Source organism: Rhodoferax sp., assembly GCF_034519335.1.
In the GTDB taxonomy this organism is placed as follows: domain Bacteria; phylum Pseudomonadota; class Gammaproteobacteria; order Burkholderiales; family Burkholderiaceae_C; genus Allorhodoferax.
The window spans coordinates 55,898-79,183 of sequence record NZ_JAXHOL010000016.1 but is presented as its reverse complement, the minus strand read 5'-3'; the positions used below and the strand labels follow the sequence as shown (position 1 = coordinate 79,183).

19 protein-coding genes and 1 pseudogene are annotated in these 23,286 nt (G+C 63.6%); 12 read left to right on the top strand and 8 right to left on the bottom strand.

Going from position 1 to position 23,286, the window contains the following annotated elements; all coding sequences use genetic code 11:
• Positions 1-45 precede the first annotated feature (45 nt).
• From U5O12_RS07000 to U5O12_RS06980, 5 genes are all read left to right on the top strand, one after another.
• Positions 46-1,302, top strand: a complete 1,257-nt coding sequence (locus U5O12_RS07000) for an AAA family ATPase (protein ID WP_322577940.1) — start codon at positions 46-48, stop codon at positions 1,300-1,302.
• Positions 1,299-1,868 carry a hypothetical protein gene (locus U5O12_RS06995; RefSeq protein WP_322577939.1) on the top strand — a complete coding sequence of 190 codons (570 nt, stop codon included), beginning with the start codon at positions 1,299-1,301 and terminating at the stop codon, positions 1,866-1,868. The genes U5O12_RS07000 and U5O12_RS06995 overlap by 4 nt, the downstream gene beginning before the upstream one ends.
• Positions 1,869-2,040: 172 nt before the next feature.
• Positions 2,041-2,673 carry a DUF6088 family protein gene (locus U5O12_RS06990; RefSeq protein ID WP_322577938.1) on the top strand — a complete coding sequence of 211 codons (633 nt, stop codon included), beginning with the start codon at positions 2,041-2,043 and terminating at the stop codon, positions 2,671-2,673.
• A complete protein-coding gene (locus tag U5O12_RS06985) occupies positions 2,670-3,701 on the top strand; it encodes a nucleotidyl transferase AbiEii/AbiGii toxin family protein (protein WP_322577937.1) in 1,032 nt (343 codons plus the stop codon). The genes U5O12_RS06990 and U5O12_RS06985 overlap by 4 nt, the downstream gene beginning before the upstream one ends.
• A 40-nt stretch (positions 3,702-3,741) precedes the next feature.
• Positions 3,742-7,212 carry a DEAD/DEAH box helicase family protein gene (locus U5O12_RS06980; protein WP_322577936.1) on the top strand — a complete coding sequence of 1,157 codons (3,471 nt, stop codon included), beginning with the start codon at positions 3,742-3,744 and terminating at the stop codon, positions 7,210-7,212.
• A 91-nt stretch (positions 7,213-7,303) separates the two neighbouring features.
• Here the strand turns inward: U5O12_RS06980 and U5O12_RS06975 are convergent.
• From U5O12_RS06975 to U5O12_RS06965, 3 genes and pseudogenes are all read right to left on the bottom strand, one after another.
• A pseudogene (locus tag U5O12_RS06975) lies at positions 7,304-8,357 on the bottom strand (NADP-dependent oxidoreductase).
• A 365-nt stretch (positions 8,358-8,722) separates the two neighbouring features.
• Positions 8,723-9,343 (bottom strand): YitT family protein, encoded by a 621-nt coding sequence (locus U5O12_RS06970; RefSeq protein ID WP_322577935.1) that lies wholly within the window; start codon positions 9,341-9,343, stop codon positions 8,723-8,725.
• A gap of 13 nt (positions 9,344-9,356) precedes the next feature.
• Positions 9,357-9,875, bottom strand: coding sequence for a hemerythrin domain-containing protein (locus U5O12_RS06965; RefSeq protein WP_322577934.1), 519 nt, complete (start codon positions 9,873-9,875; stop codon positions 9,357-9,359).
• A 165-nt stretch (positions 9,876-10,040) separates the two neighbouring features.
• On the opposite strand from U5O12_RS06965, the gene U5O12_RS06960 reads away from it, so the two are divergent.
• The 3 genes from U5O12_RS06960 to U5O12_RS06950 are packed head-to-tail and all read left to right on the top strand — an operon-like array spanning position 10,041 to position 12,452.
• Complete coding sequence (locus tag U5O12_RS06960; RefSeq protein WP_322577933.1) at positions 10,041-10,787, top strand: 2OG-Fe dioxygenase family protein; 747 nt, start codon at positions 10,041-10,043, stop codon at positions 10,785-10,787.
• A 17-nt stretch (positions 10,788-10,804) separates the two neighbouring features.
• Positions 10,805-11,920 (top strand): response regulator, encoded by a 1,116-nt coding sequence (locus U5O12_RS06955; protein ID WP_322577932.1) that lies wholly within the window; start codon positions 10,805-10,807, stop codon positions 11,918-11,920.
• On the top strand, positions 11,886-12,452 hold the full coding sequence (locus U5O12_RS06950; protein ID WP_322577931.1) for a GGDEF domain-containing protein: 567 nt from the start codon (positions 11,886-11,888) through the stop codon (positions 12,450-12,452). The genes U5O12_RS06955 and U5O12_RS06950 overlap by 35 nt, the downstream gene beginning before the upstream one ends.
• A gap of 63 nt (positions 12,453-12,515) precedes the next feature.
• On the opposite strand, the gene U5O12_RS06945 is transcribed toward U5O12_RS06950, so the two are convergent.
• Positions 12,516-13,751: a nitronate monooxygenase family protein gene (locus U5O12_RS06945; RefSeq protein WP_322577930.1), complete on the bottom strand. Its 1,236-nt coding sequence runs from the start codon at positions 13,749-13,751 to the stop codon at positions 12,516-12,518.
• A 137-nt stretch (positions 13,752-13,888) separates the two neighbouring features.
• Between U5O12_RS06945 and U5O12_RS06940 the strand changes: the two genes are divergently transcribed.
• The gene (locus U5O12_RS06940) at positions 13,889-14,926 is read left to right on the top strand and encodes a GGDEF domain-containing protein (RefSeq protein WP_322577929.1); all 1,038 of its coding nucleotides are present in this window, start codon (positions 13,889-13,891) and stop codon (positions 14,924-14,926) included.
• A gap of 21 nt (positions 14,927-14,947) precedes the next feature.
• Here the strand turns inward: U5O12_RS06940 and bktB are convergent, their stop codons facing one another.
• Positions 14,948-16,135 carry a beta-ketothiolase BktB gene (gene bktB, locus U5O12_RS06935; protein ID WP_322577928.1) on the bottom strand — a complete coding sequence of 396 codons (1,188 nt, stop codon included), beginning with the start codon at positions 16,133-16,135 and terminating at the stop codon, positions 14,948-14,950.
• 177 nt (positions 16,136-16,312) lie between these two features.
• Here bktB and ppk2 point away from each other — a divergent pair, with 177 nt between their 5' ends.
• Positions 16,313-17,179: a polyphosphate kinase 2 gene (gene ppk2 / locus U5O12_RS06930; RefSeq protein WP_322577943.1), complete on the top strand. Its 867-nt coding sequence runs from the start codon at positions 16,313-16,315 to the stop codon at positions 17,177-17,179.
• A 469-nt stretch (positions 17,180-17,648) separates the two neighbouring features.
• On the opposite strand, the gene U5O12_RS06925 is transcribed toward ppk2, so the two are convergent.
• From U5O12_RS06925 to U5O12_RS06915, 3 genes are all read right to left on the bottom strand, one after another.
• Entirely contained in the window at positions 17,649-18,404 is a 756-nt protein-coding gene (locus U5O12_RS06925; RefSeq protein ID WP_322577927.1) for an SDR family NAD(P)-dependent oxidoreductase, read from the bottom strand.
• Between the two features lie 63 nt (positions 18,405-18,467).
• Positions 18,468-20,177 carry a single-stranded-DNA-specific exonuclease RecJ gene (gene recJ / locus U5O12_RS06920; RefSeq protein WP_322577926.1) on the bottom strand — a complete coding sequence of 570 codons (1,710 nt, stop codon included), beginning with the start codon at positions 20,175-20,177 and terminating at the stop codon, positions 18,468-18,470.
• Positions 20,174-21,121 (bottom strand): hypothetical protein, encoded by a 948-nt coding sequence (locus U5O12_RS06915; protein ID WP_322577925.1) that lies wholly within the window; start codon positions 21,119-21,121, stop codon positions 20,174-20,176. The genes recJ and U5O12_RS06915 overlap by 4 nt, the downstream gene beginning before the upstream one ends.
• 59 nt (positions 21,122-21,180) lie before the next feature.
• Here U5O12_RS06915 and U5O12_RS06910 point away from each other — a divergent pair, with 59 nt between their 5' ends.
• Both U5O12_RS06910 and lolD read left to right on the top strand, forming a co-directional pair.
• On the top strand, positions 21,181-22,437 hold the full coding sequence (locus U5O12_RS06910; protein WP_322577924.1) for a lipoprotein-releasing ABC transporter permease subunit: 1,257 nt from the start codon (positions 21,181-21,183) through the stop codon (positions 22,435-22,437).
• Positions 22,430-23,107 carry a lipoprotein-releasing ABC transporter ATP-binding protein LolD gene (lolD, locus tag U5O12_RS06905; protein WP_322577923.1) on the top strand — a complete coding sequence of 226 codons (678 nt, stop codon included), beginning with the start codon at positions 22,430-22,432 and terminating at the stop codon, positions 23,105-23,107. Before U5O12_RS06910 ends, lolD begins: the two co-directional genes overlap by 8 nt.
• Positions 23,108-23,286: the final 179 nt, after the last annotated feature.

Here is a 23,286-nt window from a genome sequence, read left to right as displayed (position 1 = left end):
GAGTTGTAGGGTAAATTCCAATCAAACCATTTGTAGGCCACAAACATGCTGAAGTATTTGCACTTGAAGAACGTCGGGCTCGCCCCGGATGTGCAGGTGGATTGGGCGGAGCGCCTGAGTCTGATTGCAGGCGACAACGGCTTGGGCAAGAGTTTTTTGCTCGATTTGGCGTGGTGGGCGCTGACCCGTACTTGGGCGGGTTCGGTAGCGCTACCCATGGCGGGCAAAAAAGCTTCCATCGACTTTGCGGTGAAAGGTAAAGGCGCGGCGGCAAAGCCCATAACCTCTGAGTTCCATCGCCCAGATGCGAGTTGGCCGCTTCCACAGGCGCGCCCTGTGATGCCTGGCATTGTGGTTTACATCCGTATCGACGGTGGCTTCTCGGTGTGGGACCCCGCACGCAATTATTGGCGGACTGATCCATCGCGCCCCGCCGCATACCACTTCAAGGCTGACGAGGTTTGGAACGGCTTGGACATCAACGGGCAACGCGTTTGTGAAGGCTTGGAGCGCGATTGGGTCAATTGGCAAGAAGGGCGAAAACCACAGTTTCAAGCGCTTGAGAGCGTGCTGCGGGTTATGTCGCCAATGCAAGAGCCTTTACGGGCAGGCCAGCCACAACGCGTTTTCATCGGTGAGGGGCGAGACCGCCCCACGCTGTTGGTGGGCAACCAAACGGTGCCTGTGGCGCTGGCGTCCGCCGGGGTGCGGCGCATATTGGCGCTGGTGTATTTCTTGGTCTGGGCTTGGCATGAGCACGCTGTAGCCGCCAAGCTGTTGGGCAAGAAGCCAGAAGACCGGTTTGTGATTTTGTTTGACGAGCCCGAAACACACCTGCATCCGCGTTGGCAACGGACAGTATTGCCCAGCCTTTTCAAGGCGGTGGATGAGTTGCGTGGTAAGACGGGAACGCCGCCCCAGGTCATGGTGGCGACACATTCACCGTTGGTAGCCGCGTCGATTGAGCCTATTTTTGACGCGGCGTTGGATGACCTGATTCATTTGTCTTTGAAAGATGGTGCGGTCGACATTGATCAAGGCGGATGGGCTACGCAAGGTGACGTCACCAATTGGCTGGTGTCAGAAACTTTCGGTTTGGTGCAAGCGCGATCCAAAGAAGCGGAAGATGCCATTGAAGCTGCGGAGGCTTTCATGCGAGGAGAGAAGAATTTGCCTACCGGGCTTGCCTCCAAAGCGGCCATACACACCCGTCTGCAGGGTTTGCTGCCAGCTGGCGATGTGTTTTGGCCGAGGTGGATTGTCAGCACCCCACCCAGGGGCGCAGCAAAGGGGAAAGCATGATTCCGGTAGCCAAGGTCAAGAAGCCGAAAGACTTTGATGCCAAGGTCAAAGTGCCTGGTGACCAATGGCTCAAGGACAACCCAAAAGCCAAACGCCCCAAAGCGCTTTGGACGCACTACACAAAGACACTTGCGGATGGGTTTACTGACCTGTGCGGATATGCCGCCATGCATGACCCAACCGGCGGCACGGTAGATCACTATCTCAGTTTCAAGAACCATCCGAAAAAGGCTTACGACTGGAGCAACTACCGCTTTGCCTCAGGTACTTTGAATTCCTCTAAACGCAATGCAGATGACACGGTGCTTGATCCGTTCGAGGTGCAGGCAGGTTGGTTTGAAGTTGAGCTGCCTTCTTTGCAGATGCGGGTTACCAATGCAGTTCCCGCAGCATTCCGTGCCAAAGCGGAGTACACGCTGAAGCGGCTGGGATTGCGCGATGGTGAGCGTGTTCTTCGTTGGCGACAATCTTGGTACGCGCAATACCTTTCAGGAAATTTGACCCTAGAGGGGCTTCGCAAATGGGCACCTTTAATTGCGCAAGCCGTTGAGCGCCAGGCGGCTTAGCCCCCTCCACCGCACCGCCCTGGCCCAGCTGGACGCCCTGTTCGCCTCGCTGCAGCAGCGGGCGTTTGCGGGGGAGTTGTAGGGTTAACGCTGCTGGCAGTCGGAAAGTATTTTTATTTGTCCGAAAAACGTGCTATTTTTCGGACAAATAGAAATTCACTAAATCCCTTGTATGCCCCGTGCAGCCTCAGAAAACAGCGTCGATACCAAAGTTTCACGTTACGTGAAGCGTTGTGCGCTAGGTACCGTGTTTTTACCCGATACGTTTGCCGCATTTGGCAGCCGTGGCGCGGTGGACAAAGCTTTGCAGCGTTTGGTGGCTGAGGGCGTTTTGCGACGCCTGTCACGGGGTGTGTATGACAAGCCGCGCCATGACGACCTGCTGGGCACCCTATGGCCCTCGGTAGAGACCATCGTCAAGGCCATTGCGGGCAAAGACAAGTTGCGCACGCAGCCCACGGGGGTGTATGCAGCCAACATGCTGGGCTTGTCGGAACAGGTGCCTGCCAAAGTGGTGTTGCTCACAGACGGTATGAGCCGCACGGTGCAGGCTGGCCCCATGCAAATCCGGCTGCAGCGCACCACCCCGCGCCAAATGGCGGCAGCGGGGCGTTTGAGCGGCTTGTTGATTCAGGCTTTCAAGAGTATGGGCGTCAAGCACATTACGCCCGCGCACATTGAACGGCTGCGCAAGAGCATTCCCGCCGTGGAGCGGGCCAAGGTGATGAAAGACCTGGCTCTGGCCCCGGCGTGGATGCGGCCGCTGCTGCGGCAAGTTGCAGAACAAGAAGGGGAGAACCCATGAAACTCGCCGAAGCATTTTTGGCGCTTCCGCCCGCGCGGCGTGCATGGGCATTTGAGCAAGCTGCCGCGGGGCAGGCGGGCTTGGATGTGATTCTGGAAAAAGACTTCTGGGTGAGCTGGCTGTTAGGCGTGTTGTTCACGCTGCCCGACGTTGCGCCGCACTTGGTGTTCAAGGGCGGCACGTCACTGTCCAAGGTGTTTGGGGTGATTGACCGGTTTTCGGAAGACATTGACCTGTGCCTGGTGCCCGAGTTTGTGGGGGCCGATGCGGCAGGCTTTGACGCGCTCACCAGCCGGGGCAAGCGCGATGCTGCGGTGATGGAGATGCAGGCCCTGTGCAGCGCCAAGGCGCAGGCGGTGTTGATGCCTGCGCTGGAGGCCGCCATTGCCAAAGCGTTGGGCGCATCCACCACGGGCGCTTGGTTGCGGTTTGAGGTGGATGCCGATGCCAAGTCGCCCATCGTGTACTTTGCCTACCCCAGCACCCAGGGCGGCGGGTTTGACTACCTGCGCCGCGAGGTCAAGCTGGAGCTGGGCACGCTCACTGACCAGCAGCCCACAGGCAGCTATGCCATCAAGCCCTTGCTGGCGGATGCTTTCCCCAAGTTGTTTGATGGCTGGAGTTGCAACGTTACGGCGCTGGAGCTGGAGCGCACGTTTTGGGAAAAGGCTACCATCCTGCATGCCGAGTTTCACCGCCCGGCAGAGTCACCCACGCCTACCCGCTATGCCCGGCATTACTTTGATATGGCCAAGCTGCTGGGACACCCACATGCCGCACAGTACTTGGCCGACAAGGCCCAGTGCCAGCGCGTGGTGGATTGGAAAAGCCGCGTGTTCGCGCGCGGCTGGGCGCGCTATGACTTGGCCGCGCACGGCACGTTCCGTCTGACTCCAGCCCCACAGCGGCAGGCCGATCTGGCACAAGACTATGCGACGATGCGGCCCATGTTCATGACCGAGCCGCCGCCGTTTGCCGAGCTGATGCGAACGCTGGCAGAGGCGGAAGCAGCTTTGAACGCGCAATAAGACGCGGAGCAAGCGAGAGCAACAAACAACAGGGAGTTTGATGGCGTCCAATTTCTCATTCCTGCAAGCTGAATGGCCCGCGCTCTATGCCGAGGCCACCAAGGCCGAGCACGCCGCCCTGACCGACCCGCGCACCGCCTGCTTTTACGCCCGGCGCACGCTGGAGCTGGCGGTGGTGTGGCTCTTCCAGGCCGAAGGCGGGCGCTCTGGCCGGCTGCAGATGCCCTACAAGCCCGACCTGTCGGCGTTTTTGTTTGAGCCCAGCTTCAAGGTATTGGTAGGCCCCGCGCTGCACGCCAAGATGGACGTGGTGCGCAAGCAGGGCAACAACGCGGTGCACAGCGCGCGGCCCATCACGGCGGCAGACGCTACCGCCGTACTGCGCGAGCTGTTTCAGGTGGCCTTTTGGCTGGCGCGTAACTACGGGCGCAACGTGGCCGCGCGGCCCGACCCGGCACTGCAGTTCCGCGCCGAGCTATTGCCCCGCCCCAGCAATGCCGCTGCCGAGCAGGCCGCCGCCCAGGCCAGCGCGCAAGCCACGCAGGCTGCGTTGCAGAAACTGGCCACCTTGGCAGACGAGCTGGCCGCGCGCGATGCAGCGCTGGCTGCGGCGCAGCTAAAGACCGCTGCGCTGGACGCCGAGCTGGCCCAGCTGCGCGCCGAGGTAGCCGCTGCCAAAGCCGCCAACACGGCCACGCCCGACACGCACGACTACAACGAGGCCGAGACGCGCGACCTCTACATCGACCTGCTGCTCAAGGAAGCAGGCTGGAAGCTGGATCAAAAGCGCGACCGAGAATACGAAGTGCAGGGCATGCCCAACACCGAGGGCAAAGGCTTTGTGGACTACGTGCTGTGGGGTGACGACGGCAAGCCCCTGGCCGTGGTGGAAGCCAAGCGCACGCGGCGCGACGCGCGCGTGGGCCAGCAGCAGGCCAAGCTGTATGCAGACTGCCTGCACACCCAGTTTGGCCAGCGCCCGCTGATCTACACCACCAACGGCTACGAGCACTGGTTTTGGGACGACAGCACCTACCCGCCGCGCCCGGTGCAGGGCTTTCACAAGAAGGACGAGCTGCAACTGCTGGTGCAGCGCCGCACCAGCGCCAAGCCATTGGCGGGCGTGAGCATCAACGCGGGAATAGTGGAGCGGCACTACCAGCTGCGCGCCGTTCGCCGTATTGGCGAAACTTTTGAGCGCGACCGCCAGCGCAAGGCCCTGGTGGTGATGGCCACTGGCGCGGGCAAGACGCGCACCGTGATTGCGCTGGTGGACCTGCTACAGCGCGCCAACTGGGCCAAGCGCATCCTCTTTCTGGCCGACCGCGTGGCGTTGGTGAACCAGGCGGCCAATGCCTTCAAGGCGCATTTGCCCGATGCAGCGGCGGTGAATTTGGTGACCGACAAGGAAACCGAAGGCCGCGTGTTTGTGAGCACCTACCCTACGATGATGGGGCTGATCAACGAGACAGACGCGGGGCTGCGCCGCTTTGGTGTGGGCCACTTTGACCTGATCATCGTGGACGAGGCGCACCGCTCCATCTACCAAAAGTACCGCGCCATCTTTGCCTACTTTGATGCGCTGCTGGTGGGCCTGACCGCCACGCCCAAAGACGAGATTGACCGCAACACCTACAGCCTGTTTGAGCTGGAAAACGGCGTGCCCACCGATGCCTATGGCTTGGAAGACGCGATTGCCGAAGGCTACCTGGTGCCGCCGCGCGCCGTGTCGGTACCGCTGAAATTTCAGCGCGAGGGCATCAAATACGCGGAGCTGAGCGACGACGAGCGCGCGCAGTGGGACGAGCTTGATTGGGATGATGAAGGCCACGCCCCCGACGAGGTGGGCGCCGAGGCGGTGAACAAATGGCTGTTCAACCAGGACACCGTGGACAAGGTGCTGGAGCTGCTGATGACGCAGGGCCACAAGGTGGCAGGCGGGGACAGGCTGGGCAAGACGATTGTGTTTGCCAAGAACAACGCGCACGCCAACTTCATTGCCGAGCGCTTCAACGCCAACTACCCGCACTACGCGGGGCAGTTTGCCCGCGTCATCACCTACCAAACCGAATACGCGCAGAGCCTGATTGACGACTTCAGTGTCAAAGACAAATCGCCGCACATCGCCATATCGGTGGACATGCTGGACACCGGCATTGACGTGCCCGAGGTGGTGAACCTGGTGTTCTTCAAGATCGTGCGCTCCAAGGCCAAGTTCTGGCAGATGGTGGGGCGCGGCACCCGCTTGTGCAAAGACCTGTTTGGCCCGGAGCAGGACAAGCAAGAGTTTGTGATCTTCGACTTCTGCCAGAACCTGGAGTTCTTCAGCCAGAACCTGGAAGGAAGCAAAGGCAATGTGGCCGAGCCCTTGAGCCAGCGCACGTTCAAGGCGCGGCTGGAGCTGCTGAGCGTGCTCGACGAGCAGCTGGCGCAGGCGCAGGGCGCTGCCAAAGTGGCGGAGCCCGCAGCAGGCTACGCCTTGACCACGGCCGCCATGCGTGCAGACACAGCCAGCCACTTGCAAACGGTGGTGGCCGGTATGCGGCTGGAGAACTTTGTTGTGCGCCCGCAGCGCCGTTGGGTGGAGCCTTGGAGCGACGCCAAGGCTTGGCACAAGGTGACAGGCGATCAGCTTGCGGAATTGGCCCAACATGTTTCCGGCCTGCCCAGTGCTGTGCGCGACGACGATGAAGAAGCCAAGCGCTTTGATTTGCTGATGCTGCGCGCCCAGTTGGGTAGTGCGCGTGGCGATGTGGGCTTTGTCCGCTTGCGTGAGCAGGTGCGTGCGCTGGCCGATGGGCTGAGTGAGCTGGGCAGCATCCCCGATGTGAAAAAGCACATGGTGTTGATTGAAGCGGTGGCGGGCGAGGAGTGGTGGCAAGACGTGACCCTGCCGATGCTGGAGCAGGCGCGCAGGCACCTGCGCGGGCTCATCAAGCTGCTGGAGAAAACGCGGCGCAAAGTGGTTTACACCGACTTTGAAGACGCCGTGGGCGAAACCACCGAGGTGGCCTTGCCCTTAGGCGGCAGCGCGGGTGACTTTGAGCGGTTCCGACTCAAGGTGCGCGCTTTCCTGCGCGCACATGAGAACCACATCACCCTGCACAAGCTGCGCCGCAACCAGCCACTGACCGCGACCGACTTGGCCGAGCTGGAGCGCTTGCTCATCGACAGCGGCACCGCCACCGCAGAAGACGTAGCCCGCGCCGGGCAAGAGGCGCACGGGCTGGGTCTTTTTGTGCGTGGCTTGGTGGGGCTGGACCGCGAGGCGGCCACGCATGCGCTGAATGGCTTTGTAGCAGGCAAGACGCTCAGCGCCAACCAGTTGGAGTTCATCAACCTGATCGTCACCCACCTGACGGAGCGTGGCGTGATGGAGGCTGGGCTCTTGTACGAACCGCCGTTCACCAGCTACGCCCCGCAGGGGCCAGACGTGCTGTTCACGTCTGCCCAGGTGGATGAGTTGTTTGGGGTGCTAGATCACATCAAGGCCACTGCACTAGCGGCCTAAAGCCCCGATTTAGTATGAAAGCGACCTCTAGCCCTTTTGGAATATGCGCGAGCAGCTCCTAAAAACGTAGCAGCTCGCGCGAGCTGCAGGTTCAGGCCTTGGCGACTTCCAGCACCAGCTTGCCGAAGTTCTCGCCGTTGAACAGCTTCAGCAGTGTCTCGGGGAAGGTCTGCAGGCCCACCACCACGTCTTCCTTGCTCTTCATGCGGCCGTCCTTCAGGTAGCCCGCCATCTCGGCCACGGCCAGGTGGTAGCGGTCGGCGTAGTCGAAGACCACGATGCCTTCCATGCGCGCGCGGTTCACCAGCAGGCTCAGGTAGTTCTTGGGGCCTTGCACGGCGGTGGTGGTGTTGTACTGGCTGATGGCGCCGCAGATGATGATGCGCGCCTTGCGGTTGATGCGGGCCAGCACGTCGTCCAGGATGTCGCCGCCCACGTTGTCGAAGTAGATGTCCACGCCACCGGGGCAGTGTTCCTTCAGGCCCGCGCGCACGGCGCCCGAGGAATTGGAACTCCCTGCGGGAGTGGCCTTGTAGTCGATGCAGGCGTCAAAGCCCAGCTCTTTCACCACCCACTCGCACTTGGCGGGGCCGCCGGCAATACCGACCACGCGGCAGCCCTTGATCTTGGCCATCTGGCCCACGGTCTGGCCCACGGCACCGGCGGCGCCAGAAATCACCACGGTTTCGCCCGCCTTGGGCATGCCCACGTCCATCAGGCCGAAGTAGCCGGTCATGCCGGGCATGCCCAGCACGTTGAGCCATTGGGTGAGGCTGCCTGCGCGCAGGTCAATCTTCACCAAGCCCGGCGCGTTTGAAGTCGGCCGCTGCCAGCGTGATGTATTCCTGCACGCCAAAACCGGCGCTCACATAGTCACCCACGGCGAACTTGTCGCTCTTGCTGGCCACCACCACGCCCACGCCACCGGCGCGCATGACCTCGCCAATGCCCACGGGCGGGATGTAGCTCTTGCCTTCGTTCATCCAGCCGCGCATGGCCGGGTCCAGGCTCAGCGCCAGGGTCTTGAGCGTGACGCCGCCCTCGGCGGGTTCTGCCACCGGCTCGGTGGTGTGGCTCCAGTCGGTGGCTTTGGGCATGCCCACGGGGCGGGCGGCCAGGCGGATTTGGTGGTTGGTGAGGGACATGGCAGGCTCCTGAAAATGGGGGCGGCGCCAACATGGGGCGCCAGCCGGGGAGCGCATGGTAGCCCCAGCCGCCCGCGCCCGCGGTAGCCAAGGCGACAAGCGGCGGAGCGTGGGGGCCGGTTTCAGCGCCGGGCCGCCCCAAGCTGAAACGCACCCCCTTGGGGGGCAGCGACCCGCGAAGCGGCGGAGCGTGGGGGCCGGTTTCAGCGCCGGGCCGCCCCAAGCTGAAACGCACCCCCTTGGGGGGCAGCGACCCGCGAAGCGGCGGAGCGTGGGGGCCGGTTTCAGCGCCGGGCCGCCCCAAGCTGAAACGCACCCCCTTGGGGGGCAGCGACCCGCGTAGCGGCGGAGCGTGGGGGGCCTACTTAGTGCGCCATGTAACGCCCGGCGCGGTGGTTGGTGGCCAGGGTCTGGTTCAAGGCCACGGCACCCAGCACGCTCAACAGCACATGCTGCCAGTCGGTCACGCCAAAGGCCAGCAGCACAATGGTGCAGTCCAGCGCCATCTGGATGCGCCCGGCGCGCCACCCCCGCTTCTCTTGCAGGTACAGCACCAGCACGTTAAAGCCACCCAGGCTGGCCTTGTGCCGGAACAGAATCAACATGCCCGTGCCCATGAGCAAGCCGCCAATGATGGCCGTGGCTGCCGGGTGCAGGTGTTCAAAGCCCACCCATTGCGGCAGCAGGTTGGTGAATACCGCCAGCAGTGCCACCGCCATGAAGGTTTTGGCGGTGAACACCCGCCCCATGCGCTGGTAAGCCAGTGCGTAAAAAGGCAGGTTGATGGCGAAGAACACCAGTCCGAAGTTCCAGCCCGTGGCGTAGTGCAACCAAAACGCCACCCCGGCCGTACCGCCGGTCAAGAGGCCCACCTGTTTGAACATCAAGACCCCTAGCGCCACAAAAATGGTGCCGGTGAGCAGGGCTTGCAAATCTTCGGAGGGGCGGTGGCGCAGTGCGGTGGTGCTGGCAGGTTTTTGGGGCATCAGGCAAGTGTAGTCAGGCGGTTGCGGTGTCCGAGCAGGTGACGCCTCCACAGCCATGAATTTGCGCTTGCGGCAAACGCTCCGGTTGGGCCATCGTCCCGGTAGCTGGGTCGTAGCCCGCCGAACGCAAGTGCAGTGCCAGGGACGCGTCCATGCTTTGCGCATGCTGCGGGAACCACAGGCCCAGCTCACGCGCCATCTGGCGCACCACGGCCAGCTCGCCGCTGTGGCCGCGGGCCTCGCCCTCGCGCATCACCTGCAGGATGATCTTGTGCTGGGTGGCGTGGCAGTTGCCAGCGGCAAAGCCCGTGTCTTGCATCCACTGGTCTTCGCGGTCAAAGTGGTCCTGGGTGTGGGCAATCAGGGTGGACCAGCGTGGCAGCAGCAGGTCGTCTGGCGCGTGCACCACCTCGGCCAGCAGTTCCACAAATTCCTGGTGCGTTTCGTCCATCACCGGCATGTCCAGCACCAGGGCGTCGCTCCATTGCAGGGCCGGGTGGGGGGTGTCGGTCAGGGGGGTGCTTGCGGTCATGGCGGGGTCTCCAGAAAAGGGTCCCCAGAGTAGCCAAGCGGGCTGCGGGGGGTCTTGACCCATATCAGGCAGTGCTCACTCTTCTGGGTTGATAATGCCGCGCGGCCCTTGCGTGGCTGCACCCAAGTGACTAGTTCCCGGCCCTTATCCCGCTTTACGCCCGCCATGACCCTTTCTTTTGCGCCTCCCGCCATAGCCACCCCCCAGGACTTGGACAGCACCCTGCGCACCCAGGGGTATGCCGTGGTGCGGCCGCAGCAGGTGGCCACGCTGGCCGGGTTGGACCTGGCGGCGCTGTTGGCCTGGCGTCCCCTGTGGGATGACTTGCCGCCAGACAACTACCTGCGCGATGGCGGCCGCTACCGGCGACGACGCCACGCCTGCTTTGTGGTGGACGGCGCTGCCGTGACCTTGGCGCCGCACCGGCCGCACTGGCAACCGGTGGAATACAACGCCTTGCATGGTGGCATGCAGCGCCACTTTGAACCCATGGCTGCTGCCCTCGTGGGGCAGCCCGCCTGGCAACAGCTGCTGGCTTGGCTGGGGCAGGTGAGCAGTGCGCTCAAAGGCACACACACCTGGTACACCGAGGCGCACCAGTTCCGGATCGACACCACGGACGGCATTGGCCGCCCCACGCCCGAGGGGGCGCACCGCGATGGTGTGGACCTGGTGGCGGTGTTTTTGGTGGGGCGCGAGGGCGTGAAGGGTGGCGAAACCCGCGTGTTTGATGCCACTGGCCCCAATGGCCAACGCTTCACCCTGACGGAACCCTGGTCCCTGCTGCTGCTGGACGATCCGCGGGTGATCCATGAGTCCACGCCCATCCAGCCCGTGGCCGACGGTGGCTACCGCGACACGTTGGTGGTAACCCTGCGGGCGGGCAACTTCCAGGGTGAGCTTGCGCGCTAAGCGCAGGGCGGCTCCCCATGTCTTGTACCCCTGAAGACCTGAACAAGCGCTGCCAAGAGCTGGCGGCCAAGTGGCAAGCCTGCACGCAGCAAGGTGGGCTCGACAGTTTTGTCGAATTTGCCGTGTCGGTATCCAGCCTGACAGAGTTTTTGGAAAGCCATGGTCTCTCGGGCTTGCACCAAAGCGCGCACTCCCTAGAGCAAAAGGTGCTGTCGCTGATGGACCAGCTGATGGACCCATCGGCTGGCGGTGCCTTGCCAGCCAACGCCAGCCAACTGCTGGACGCGCAGGTGCAAGAGTTTGGTACGCGTGTGCTGGCGTTTATACGGGGCCATTCCTCGCACTTGGCAGAGCGCCGCCATGTGCACGACCCGACCCACGACGCAACACCGGTGGCCACGCTGGTGCCGCCCAAAAAAATTGTGTTTGTGACGGATACGCCTGCGGCCTGGAAAGACCTGGTGGCCCAGGTCGGTTTCTTTCATGTACAGGTGGAACTGGTGGGAACCGCACAGGTGTTGCCTGCCGTACCCGAACCCGCCATGGTGCTGGTGGATGCAGCCAACCGCCCGCTGGCCGCCTTTGTGGCGCAGGTACAGACGCTGCGCGGCCAGTTCTCGGCCAGCCACATCGTCGGCCTGAATGTGGGCATTGACTTTGAAAGCCAGCAGCGGGCGCTGGGCGCGGGTTGTGACGCCTGTTTTGCCACCGGTGCCCAGCACGCGGCGATCATGGCGCGCATCGTCAAGCTGTGCAGTAACGAAGACGAAGCGCCTTACAAGGTTCTGGTGGTGGAGGACTCCAAGACTGCCGGGGCGTTGATCCGCCGCACGCTGTCGGAGGCGGGCATGGAGTCGCTGGCCATCACGCGGCCGCAGGATGTGTTGACCGCGCTGGCCTCGTTCCAGCCCGACTTGGTGTTGATGGACATGTACATGCCCGGCTGCACCGGGGTGGAAGTGACGCGGGTGATCCGCCAGCACGCCGAGTTTTTGTCCACGCCCGTGGTCTACCTCTCGGGTGACAGCAATGTGGCGCTGCAGGTGGACGCACTGCGCCTGGGCGGTGACCACTTCCTCACCAAACCCTTTCAACCCGGTGATCCTCAATGCCGTGGTCAAAAGCAAGATTGACCGCTACCGCACGCTGCGCCGCACCATGTTGCACGACAGCCTGACCGGTCTGCTGAACCACACCACCTCCAAGCAGCAGCTGCAAAGCGCCATCAACGCCGCGCGGCTCGATGGCAGTGGCCTGTGTGTGGCCATGGTGGACATTGACCATTTCAAGGCGGTCAACGACACCTACGGCCACCCCATGGGCGACCATGTGATCCGCAGCATGGCCTGGCTGCTCAAGCAACGGGTGCGCAAGACGGACGCGGTGGGCCGCTACGGTGGCGAAGAATTTGTGGTCATTTTGCCTGGCTCCCAAGCAGAGCAGGCGCATGCGGTGCTGGATCGGATCCGGGGCGACTTTTCACGCATCCGCCATCCGGTGGACGACGGCTGGTTCAGCTCCAACTTTTCGGGCGGTATTGCGCAGTGGAACGCCGATCTGGATTCAGAAGCCTTGCTCAAGCGTGCCGACGAGGCGCTCTACCAAGCCAAACGTGGCGGGCGCAACCGGGTGCAGATATTGCACCCAGAATTACAAGCCAAATAGTGCTCCAAGGCCCGTGGATGCTGCGCCAGCAGCTCCTGAATCAATAGCGTTTTAAGCGCGGACTCAGGCTGCTGCTGTGCCCGCAGCGGCCACGCCAGGCGTCAGCAGGCGCTGCACCAGCTCGCGCACGGTCTTGATCTGGCTGCCAAATGGCAGTTCGCCCGCGCCGCGGAAGAACAGGCCCTTCTTGGTGTCGCCGCGCAGGGCGGCCGCCAACTGGTTGTCAATGCAGAACTGGCCCCAGCCCGGCAGGCCATCGCGCAGGCCACACTGGGCCAGGCAGTCAAAACTCTTGGTGCAGCGCGCCTTCACGTGGGCCACGGCTTGCAGCTTGGGTTCGATCTTCAGGTAGGCGCGCAGCCAGGGCGTGCCCACGGCGCGCGCGGGCAGGCCGGCCACGCTGGTGAACTCCACCATGTCTTCCTCGCGCGCCTCGGCCAGCACCCGCTTGAATTCGGCATGGGCGTCGCTTTCCTCGGTGACTGCAAAGGCACTGCCCAGCTGCACGGCATCGGCCCCCAGTGCCTGCAGGCGTGCAATGTCTTCAAAGCTGCGCACACCGCCTGCGGCAATCAGCGGGATGTGTTGCTCGTAGCCCGCGTCCTTGAAGAACTGGCGCACTTGGGGAATCACGTTTTCAAAGTCAAACCGGCTGTCTTGCAGGTCGGCGATCTTGGCGGCACCCAGGTGGCCACCCGCCAGGCGCGGGTGTTCGATCACGATGGCGTCGGGCAGGCGTTTCTTGCGCTCCCATTTCTTCACCAGCAACTGCACGCCACGCGCGTCGGAGAGGATGGGAATCAGTGCTGCCTTGGGGTGGTCTTTGGCCAGGTCCGGCAGGTCCAGCGGCAGGCCGGCGCCCACCACCACGGCGTCAATCCCGCACTCCAGCGCTTTGGTCACGTTGGCGGCGTACTCGCTCACGGCGCGCATCACGTTGATCGCCAGCAGGCCATTGCCCCCGGTGCGGGCGCGGGCCGCCTGAATTTCCCGGTCGATGGCGATCAGGTTGGCGCGGTTGATGCCTTCCTTGGCCGCGTCACCGGGCGCCAGCTCGCGCGTTTGGTCCATCAGGTCGGGGTGGTGGCGGCGCAGGTCCACGCTGGAGAGCGTTCCCACCCCACCCAGGGCGGCCACGCTGCCCGCCAGCCGGTGGCCCGAAATGCCGATGCCCATGCCGCCTTGCACGATGGGAAGTAGCGTGCGCCCGGCCAGGCGCAGGGCGCCCAAACCGCTGTCGCGCAGCCAATCGCCGGATTCGGGTGCTAAAAACGGCAATTTGGTACTTGCTTGGGTCATGGTGTGCTCTAAGATAGCAGGCGTTGGACAGTCGCACAGCTTAGAGCGAGGCCCGCGGTCTGGCTTTGAGGTGGGTCAACTTGCTGCGCAGTTGGGCAGCTCCCCGACGCATGACACATAAGAGGTAATTCCACATAATGAACGCGCTTGTGCAAAGTCTGGCGGCCCTGAGTGGTCTGCGTGACCGCGATGCCCTGGACGCCGCGTTGGTGCGTTTGGTGATCAGCAGCAGCGAGGGTGCCGTGCATAGTGCTACCTTGGTGCGGGTGGTGGGGGAGGGCGATGACCGGCGCTGCTTGGTGCAAGCCCGGCTCGATGCAGGCCAGACCCAAGTCAGCCGGGACCTGCTGTGGACCGACTGGACCACTTTGCCCCACGTGTCCGATTTCCCGCTGCGCCAGCTCGCCGTGGACCGCGCCCGTGCAGTGCACGCAGAAACTGCCCCCTACACCGGGGTGATACCCCTGCTCACCGCCCAGGGAACCTGGGGCCTGTTGGAGTTTGGCACGGAGCAGCCACTGTCGGCCGCCATGCTGGATCTGGTGGAAGGCATTTTGCTCACCTACAACAACCTGCTGGGCCTGCTGGATTACGGCGAAAAAGATGCGCTGACCGAGCTGCTGAACCGCAAAACCTTTGATGGTGCCTTTTTCAAGGCCACTGCGGAGCAGCACGGGGATGAGTTGCCAGATGGCGGCGAACGCCGGCACCCCCATCCCGATGCCGGGGTATGGTTGGCGGTGCTGGACATTGACCATTTCAAACGCGTCAACGACACCTACGGCCACCTGATTGGGGATGAAGTGCTGTTGCTGCTGGCGCGCCTGATGCGCAGCAGTTTCCGTTTTCACGACCAGCTTTACCGCTTTGGCGGCGAAGAATTTGTGGTGCTGATGCGCTGCGACAGTGCTGAGCACGCCAGCCAAGCGCTGGAGCGCCTGCGCGAGAAGGTGCAGGCCTATGCCTTTCCGCAGGTGGGCACCATCACGGTGAGCATCGGCTTTTCGGTCTTGCTCCCGCACGACACGCCCAGCGGTGCCTTTGGCCGCGCCGACAAGGCGGTCTACCACGCCAAGGAGCACGGCCGCAACCAGGTCTGCAGTTACCAGGGGCTGGTCGCTTCGGGCGACCTGGTGGAACAGGTTGCCGAAGGCATGGACGTGGACCTGTTCTAGCCAGGCCCGCGGCGCGCAGCCCTAGCGTGAGCGCTCAAAAATGGCGGCAATACCCTGGCCGCCACCAATACACATGGTCACCAGCGCGTAGCGGCCGTTGATGCGCTCCAGTTCATACAGCGCCTTCACGGTAATCAGGGCGCCGGTGGCTCCGATGGGGTGACCCAATGAGATGCCCGAGCCATTGGGGTTGACCTTGGCCGGGTCCAGGCCCAGGTCGCGCGTGACGGCGCAGGCCTGTGCGGCAAAGGCCTCGTTGGCTTCAATCACATCCAGGTCGTTCACGGTCAGGCCGGCCTTCTTCAGCGCGGCCTGCGTGGCGGGCACCGGGCCAATGCCCATGTACTTGGGGTCCACACCGGCGTGGGCGTAGGCTACCAAGCGCGCCAGCGGCTGCAGGCCACGGGCCTTGGCAGTGGCGGCGTCCATCAGCACCACGGCAGCGGCCGCGTCGTTGATGCCGGAGGCGTTGCCGGCCGTCACGGTGCCGTTTTCCTTCAGGAAGGCCGGTTTGAGCTTGGCCATGTCGGCCAGCGTGGCGTTGGCGCGGAAGTGTTCGTCGGTGGCGTAGGCCACATCGCCTTTTTTGCTCTTGAGCATGATGGGCAGGATCTGGCTGGTGAAGTAGCCGGCCTCGGTGGCCTTTTGCGCGCGGTTGTGGCTCTCCACGGCAATGGCGTCCTGCTCTTCGCGGCTGATGCCCCACTTGGCGGCAATGTTCTCGGCCGTCACGCCCATGTGGATGGTGTGGAAGGGGTCGTGCAGCGCGCCAATCATCATGTCCACCATCTTGGTGTCGCCCATGCGGGCGCCCCAGCGCATGTTGAGGCTGGCAAAAGGCGCGCGGCTCATATTTTCGGCACCGCCGCCAATGGCAATGTCGGCATCGCCCAACGCAATGGTCTGCGCGGCGTTGACGATGGCCTGCAGGCCCGAGCCGCACAGGCGGTTCACGTTGTAGGCAGGTGTCTCCTGGGCGCAACCCCCATTGATGGCGGCCACGCGGCTCAGGTACATGTCCTTGGGCTCGGTGTTGACCACGTGGCCAAACACCACATGGCCCACATCCTTGCCATCCACACTGGCACGCGACAGCGACTCGCGCACCACCTGTGCGGCCAATTCGGTGGGGGGAATGTCCTTGAGGCTGCCGCCAAAGGTGCCAATGGCGGTGCGCACTGCGCTGACGACGACGACTTCACGGCTCATGGAAATACTCCTGCAAATGGTTGAAACGGGGAATGCGGCCATCTTACGGCGGCCGGGTGTCATCCATTCTTCACCAATTTGTCACAACACTTCCCTAGGCTCAGGGGCTACCCAAGCCACCAGGAGTTGCCCGTGAGCGCCAGCGAAGACGAATTGATCCGCCGTATCCAGAACGACATGCTCGACAGCTACGACGAAGAACTGGAGATGGAGCTGGACGACCAGCACCTGGAGCGCCTGGCCGGCGGCCAGGCCCCCGATGCCGATGCCCGCGCCGCGCGCCGCCTGTATTTCAAGGAGCTGTTCCGCATGCAGGGCGAGCTCGTCAAGCTGCAGGACTGGGTGGTGGCCACGGGCCACAAGGTGGTGGTGATTTTTGAGGGACGCGACGCGGCCGGCAAGGGCGGCGCCATCAAGCGCATCACCCAACGCCTGAACCCGCGGGTGTGCCGCGTGGCCGCGCTGCCCGCACCCAACGACCGTGAACGCACGCAGTGGTACTTCCAGCGTTATGTGAGCCACCTGCCGGCGGCCGGTGAGATCGTGCTGTTTGACCGCAGCTGGTACAACCGCGCCGGTGTCGAGCGCGTCATGGGTTTTTGCAATGACGAGCAACTCGAAGAGTTCTTCCGCAGCGTGCCCGAGTTCGAGAAGATGCTGGTGCGCTCGGGCATCCAGGTCATCAAGTACTGGTTCTCCATCTCCGACGAAGAGCAGCACAGCCGCTTCCTGGGTCGCATCCACGACCCGCTCAAGCAGTGGAAGCTCAGCCCCATGGACCTGGAATCGCGCAGCCGCTGGGAGGACTACACGCGCGCCAAGGAAGTGATGCTGGAGCGCACCCACATCCCTGAGGCGCCATGGTGGGTGGTGCATGCAGTGGACAAGAAGAAGGCCCGGCTGAACTGCATCCACCACCTGTTGCAGCAGATGCCGTATGAGGAAACCGAGCACCCGCCGGTGGTGTTGCCGCCACGGGTGCGGCATGAGGACTATGAGCGGAGGCCGGTGCCGCAGGACATCATGGTGCCTGAGGTTTATTAGGCTTTCATTGGTTTGGGGGCACGTTGCCTATTTGGGTGGCTTGTTGTTGTGGCACCGCTTTTTTGGACACCCACTCCCCCAGCCCCTCGCCCCGTCGGCGAGGGGAGTTTTAAACAGCCGTATTGTTTGGTAGTGCTCCGGCCATGGGGCCGCAGAAGACGCGTTGCCACTGGGTGGGTACGCTACGGCCCGAACCCACAGTTCTAGTCATTGCCAACATGGTGGCGCGGAGCCGCTGGCGGGCGTAGCCGCCAGCCGTGCCGTAAAGACATCTCCGAGGTATTCACAACCGCAGCCCAGGGCCGTGGCGCGAGCAGACGGCGGCAACCTCCCGCTCGTAGTCCGTAACCGGCGAGACAAAACAAGATATGGCTGTTGAAGGCTCCCCTCGCCGACGGGGCGAGGGGCTGGGGGAGTGGGTGTTAAAAAGAAGCGGTGTAGGCTTAAAAAACCAGAGTCAAAAAGCCAATCAGCCCCGCACATCCCCCACAGCATCCTTCCCAAAGTCCGCCCGAGCCAGATAAGCCAACACCCGCCGCGCCGCATCAGCAGGGCTGGTGAGCTGCCCCTGCGCATGCAGCCCCGCAAAGCTGCCGTGGTCCGGAAACTGCGTGGCATCCGCACTGCGCAATTGGCGCTGCATGTCGGTGTCAATCACCCCTGGCGCCAGTGAACACACCTTGGCGCCATTCGCCTGCAAGGCCTCATCCAGCGCCACACAACGCGTGAAATGGTCCATGCCGGCCTTGGCCGCACAGTACGCCGCTTGTGAGGCCATGGCGCGGCGACCCAAGCCTGACGAGATGTTGAGCACCTTGCGTGGGATGGACCATTGTCGGGTGGCACCCAGAAAGGTGGCGGTGAGTTGCATGGGGGCCTCGAGCCCGACACGCAGGGCCTGGGCCAGCGCAGCGGGGTCGGATTCGGAAAGGGGTACCAAGGGCGGAATGACGCCAGCGTTGTTGATCAGCGTGGCACTGGCCAGCGTGGCCGGGTCTTGCTGGCGCAGCCACTGACCCAGCTGTGCACAAGCCGAGGCACCATCGGCCAAATCCAGTGGCCACTGCAACAAGGTAGCGCCTACGCGCTGTGCTTGCTCGGCCAGTTGGGTGTGGGTCTGGCGGGAGATGCACACCAGCACGGCGTCGTTGACCAGCAGCTGTTCGGCCATAGCCAAGCCCATGCCACGCGAGGCGCCAGTGAGGATGGTGAGGTGTTGGGGCATGGTTTTGCTATGGATATAGGAGCTGCTCGCGCATATTCCTCGTGGTCTAGAGGCCTAAAAGACTTAAATTTCTGCGCCTTCGACGAGGAAGCGCACGCGGCGCACGCCGTTCCATTCATCCGCATCCAGGCGGAACGCGAGTGTTACCTTGGGCGGCAGTGGCTCGGTGTGGCCGAACCAAATGCCGTCCACCGGCTGGCCCTGGTGCTTGAGCTTCAGGGCCAGGTGTTTCTCGCCCACCAGGCGCTGCGACACCACTTCCACCTCTTCGCTAAAGGTGGGGGCGGCAAAACCCTGGCCCCACACCTCCTTGTGCAACGCGTCCACCAGCTCCACGCGGCGGTACTCGGGGGCCAGTGGGCCGTCGGTTTCCAGGCGACGTGTCAGTGTGGCGGCGTCCAGCCATTCCTGGGCTACCTCGTTCAGGCCGTTCTCGAAGTCGTCAAAAAACTCTTCCGCCACGGTGCAGCCCGCCGCCATGGCGTGGCCGCCAAAACGCAGGATCACGCCGGGATAACGCTTGGCCACCAGGTCCAGCGCATCGCGCAAATGAAAGCCCGGGATGCTGCGGCCCGAGCCTTTGAGCTCATGCTCTTTGCCCTCGGCACCGCTGGCCGCAAACACAAAGGTGGGGCGGTGCAGCTTGTCCTTGATGCGGCTGGCCACAATGCCCACCACGCCTTCGTGGAAGTCGGGGTCGAACACGCAGATGGCGGGCGGCGGCTCGTCGCCTTCGTCAAACAGGCTCTCGGCAATCATCATTGCCTGCTCGCGCATGTCGCCTTCAATTTCCCGGCGCTCGCGGTTGATGCCGTCCAGCGTTTTCGCCAGTTCGTCGGCGCGGCCGGGGTCGTCGGTCAGCAGGCACTCGATGCCCAGCGTCATGTCGGAGAGGCGCCCCGCCGCGTTGATGCGCGGGCCCAGGGCAAAGCCAAAGTCAAAGGTGGTGGCCACCTCCGCCTTGCGTCCTGCTGCTACAAAAAGGCTAGCTAGTCCCGCAGGCATGGCAAGCGCTCGCACCCGTTTGAGGCCTTGGGCGACGAGGCGGCGGTTGTTCGCATCCAGCTTGACCACATCGGCCACCGTACCCAGCGCCACCAGGGGGAGCAACACATCAAGTTTGGGTTGGCTGGCCGCATCAAATACGCCGCGCGTGCGCAACTCGGAGCGCAACGCCAGCAGCGTGTAGAACATCACCCCCACACCGGCGATGGACTTGCTCTCGAACGTGCAGCCGGGCTGGTTGGGGTTGACGATCACATCCGCGGCTGGCAAGACGGCCGCGGGCAGGTGGTGGTCGGTCACCAGCACCTGCAGACCCAGGGCCTTGGCGCGCGCCACCCCGTCCACACTGGCAATGCCGTTGTCCACCGTAATGAGCACATCGTCACCGGTTTTTTTCACACGTTCGCTGATCGGGGCGGTGAGACCGTAGCCGTCCACCACGCGGTCGGGCACAAGGTAGTCCACGTGTTGTGCGCCCAAGAGGCGTAGACCGCGCACCGCTACTGCGCAGGCGGTGGCACCGTCGCAGTCGTAGTCGGCCACGATGCAGAGTTTCAGGTTTTGTGCGATGGCATCGGCCAACAGCACAGCGGCACGGTCCACACCCAACAGCGTGGCGGGCGGCAGCAGTTTGGCCAGTGCGTCGTCGAGTTCATCGGGGCCGTTGACGCCGCGGGCGGCGTACAGGCGTGCCAACAGCGGGTGCACGCCGGCCTGTTCCAAGGCCCAGACCGAGCGGGGCGGGATGTCGCGGGGGACGATGTTCATAACGTAAGCAGCAATTCGTGCGGAGGGGGCGCGGTAAAGCGCCGTTGCAGTCGGTTCCACCAGGGGCTGGTTTGCAGCACAAAGGTGGGGGCCAGCCGCTCACCGCAGAGGGTGATTTCCATGGCTTCGTTGGCCTTGGCGCGGGCCAGCAGCTTGGCAATCAGGCCGGCATCCAGCGCCTGCCAGGCTTTGGACCAAGCTTGGGCATCGTCGCGCAGTGCGGCTTCGGTCAGGCTGTTTTCCATCACCACACGCTGGGCGGGAGGCTGGCGTGGTGTGGCTGGCAAAGTGCCGGTGCCGCTGATCCAGAACGAATTGACCGGCGGCAAAAATCGCGCCTTGCGCGCATCGTTGACCGGGTGGGTGTAGAGCAGCATCTGCATTTCATTTTGCAGGCGGCGCAAGGCTTGGGCCTGGGGCTGGCGGGGCATCCAGCCATCTACCCGGGCGCTGCGGGTGCGCGCCAGGGAGGCAGTGGGCAGATCGACCAAAACGGAACCCTGGGCCAACCAGGTGGTGTCGCTCAGGGGGTGCAGCGTGATGCCGTCTTCCGCAAAGTAAGGCTGCATGGCAGCGCGCAAGGCGTCGGAGTCATGGGCGCTGAGCGCGAGCTTTTGCGGGTCTTCCATCGCCACATGGTCCGCGTTCACGCGCCAGTGGCAGGGGGTGATCCAGGCCCAACCGCTGGCGCCATGCAGCTTGGTCAGGCCCAGGTGCTCGGCGTCCAGTGCTGCCCAGGGCACCAAGCCGTCGGCTCCCTGCAGGCCCAGGCTCTTGGCGTGTACACGTTCGCTCACAGGGGTCAGCGACTCGGCCGAGCCCAGCAGAGGCGGGGTCGGGTTCAGCAGGCTGAGCAGCTGGGCCAGGTTGGGCAGCGAGAGCTGGGCGATGGCTGCCTGGCAGTGCAGGCCGGCCGGTGCCGCGTAAGGAATAACGGTGTGCATCCCTGAATTGTCCCGCATGGATGCCACAATCCGCCCACCTCTGCACTTTGTAACGTTTGATGCGACTTCCCTATGAGCTCACCATTGGCTGGCGCTACACGCGTGCCGGCCGCGCCACGCGGCGCAATGGTTTTATTTCCTTTATCTCGGGCGTGTCCATGTTGGGCATCGCGCTGGGCGTGGCGGCTCTCATCATTGTGCTGAGCGTGATGAACGGATTTCAAAAGGAAGTGCGCGACCGCATGCTGGGCGTGGTGTCGCACATCGAGGTGTTTGCCCCTGGCGGCCAGGCCTTGGCGGATGTGGACCTCACCCTGCGCGAGGCCAAGTCCCATCCGCAGGTGGTGGGCGCGGCGCCCTTTGTGGCGGCGCAGGCCCTGGTGGCGCGTGGCGAAGAGATGAAGGGCGCCATGGTGCGCGGCATCGACCCTGCGCGCGAGCCCGAGGTGTCTGATGTGGCCACGGGCGCACAGGCCGCGGTACTGGCCCAGCTGGTGCCGGGCGAGTTTGGTGTGGTGTTGGGTGGCGAGCTGGCGCGCAGCATGGGTGTGGTCAAGGGCGACCGCGTGACCCTGATTGCCCCCAGCGGGCAGGTCACGCCCGCGGGCGTGGTGCCGCGCCTCAAACAAATGACGGTGGTGGGTACCTTTGATTCCGGCCACTACGAATACGACTCGGCGCTGGTGTTTGTGCACTGGGAAGACGCAGCCAAGATCTTCCGCCTGGAAGGCCCCACCGGTGTGCGCCTCAAGCTCAAGGACCTGCACCAGGCGCGCGAGGTCGCCCAAGACCTGAGCCGCAGCCTGAGCGGCGACCTGCTGCTGCGCGACTGGACCCGCCAGAACCGCACCTGGTTTGCAGCGGTGCAAGTAGAAAAACGCATGATGTTCATCATCCTCACCCTCATCGTGGCGGTGGCGGCCTTCAACCTAGTCAGCACGCTGGTGATGACGGTGACCGACAAACGTGCCGACATCGCCATCCTGCGCACTCTGGGCGCCAGCCCGGGCAGCATCATGGGTATTTTTGTGGTGCAGGGCGCCATGGTCGGTGTCATTGGCACCTTGGCCGGGCTGCTGCTGGGGCTGGGCGTGGCCTTCAATATTGATGTCATCGTGCCTGCGCTGGAGCGTTTGCTGGGCGCCAGCTTTTTGCCGCAAGACATTTACCTGATCAGCCGCATGCCCAGCGATCCGCAGCAAAGTGACATCGTGCCGGTGGCAGTGATTTCGCTCCTGATGGCTTTTGTGGCCACCCTCTACCCCAGCTGGCGCGCCAGCCAGGTAAACCCTGCCGAGGCTTTGCGCTATGAGTGATGTACTTTTACAAGCCTGCGGCCTGACCAAGCGTTTCCAGGAAGGGCGCCTGGATGTCACGGTTCTCCACGGGGTGGACCTGGAGGTGCGCCGTGGCGAAACGCTGGCCATTGTGGGCGCCTCGGGTTCCGGCAAAAGCACCTTGCTGCATTTGCTGGGCGGGCTGGATGCGCCCAGCAGCGGCAATGTGACGCTTTGCGGCCAGCCGCTGGCCGGGCTGGATGCGGCGGCCCAGGGCCGGCTGCGCAACAAACATCTGGGTTTTGTCTACCAGTTTCACCACCTGCTGCCCGAGTTCAGTGCGCTGGACAACGTCGCCATGCCATTGACCATTCGGCGTTCAGAGCCCGCTGATGCTGCGCAAGCAGCTATGAAAATGCTAGCGTTGGTGGGCTTGGAACACCGCATGCATCACCGTCCGGCGGAGCTGTCGGGGGGCGAGCGCCAGCGTGTGGCAATTGCGCGGGCCTTGGTGACCAACCCCGACTGCGTGCTGGCCGACGAGCCCACCGGGAACTTGGACCGCAGCACGGCTGATGGCGTGTTTGACCTGATGCTGTCCCTCGCGCGCGACCAAGGAACGGCTTTTGTGCTGGTGACCCACGACGCCACCTTGGCTGCGCGCTGCAGCCGCCAGCTGCGGTTGGTGTCGGGCCGTTTGGCCGACTGATGGCTGGCCGGGCCGTGCGCCTGGCTTGCGGTTTGCTGACAGGGCGTGCGCTATACCCGCCGCCCAAGGGTTCCCGCGGATGGTCTCTGCCGGATACGCAGCCTAAGCTGCGCCATCCCTTTTTCAAGAGAGCCGTTATGAACCGTCGTTGGTCGTCCCTGGGAGTGCTGGTGCTGGGT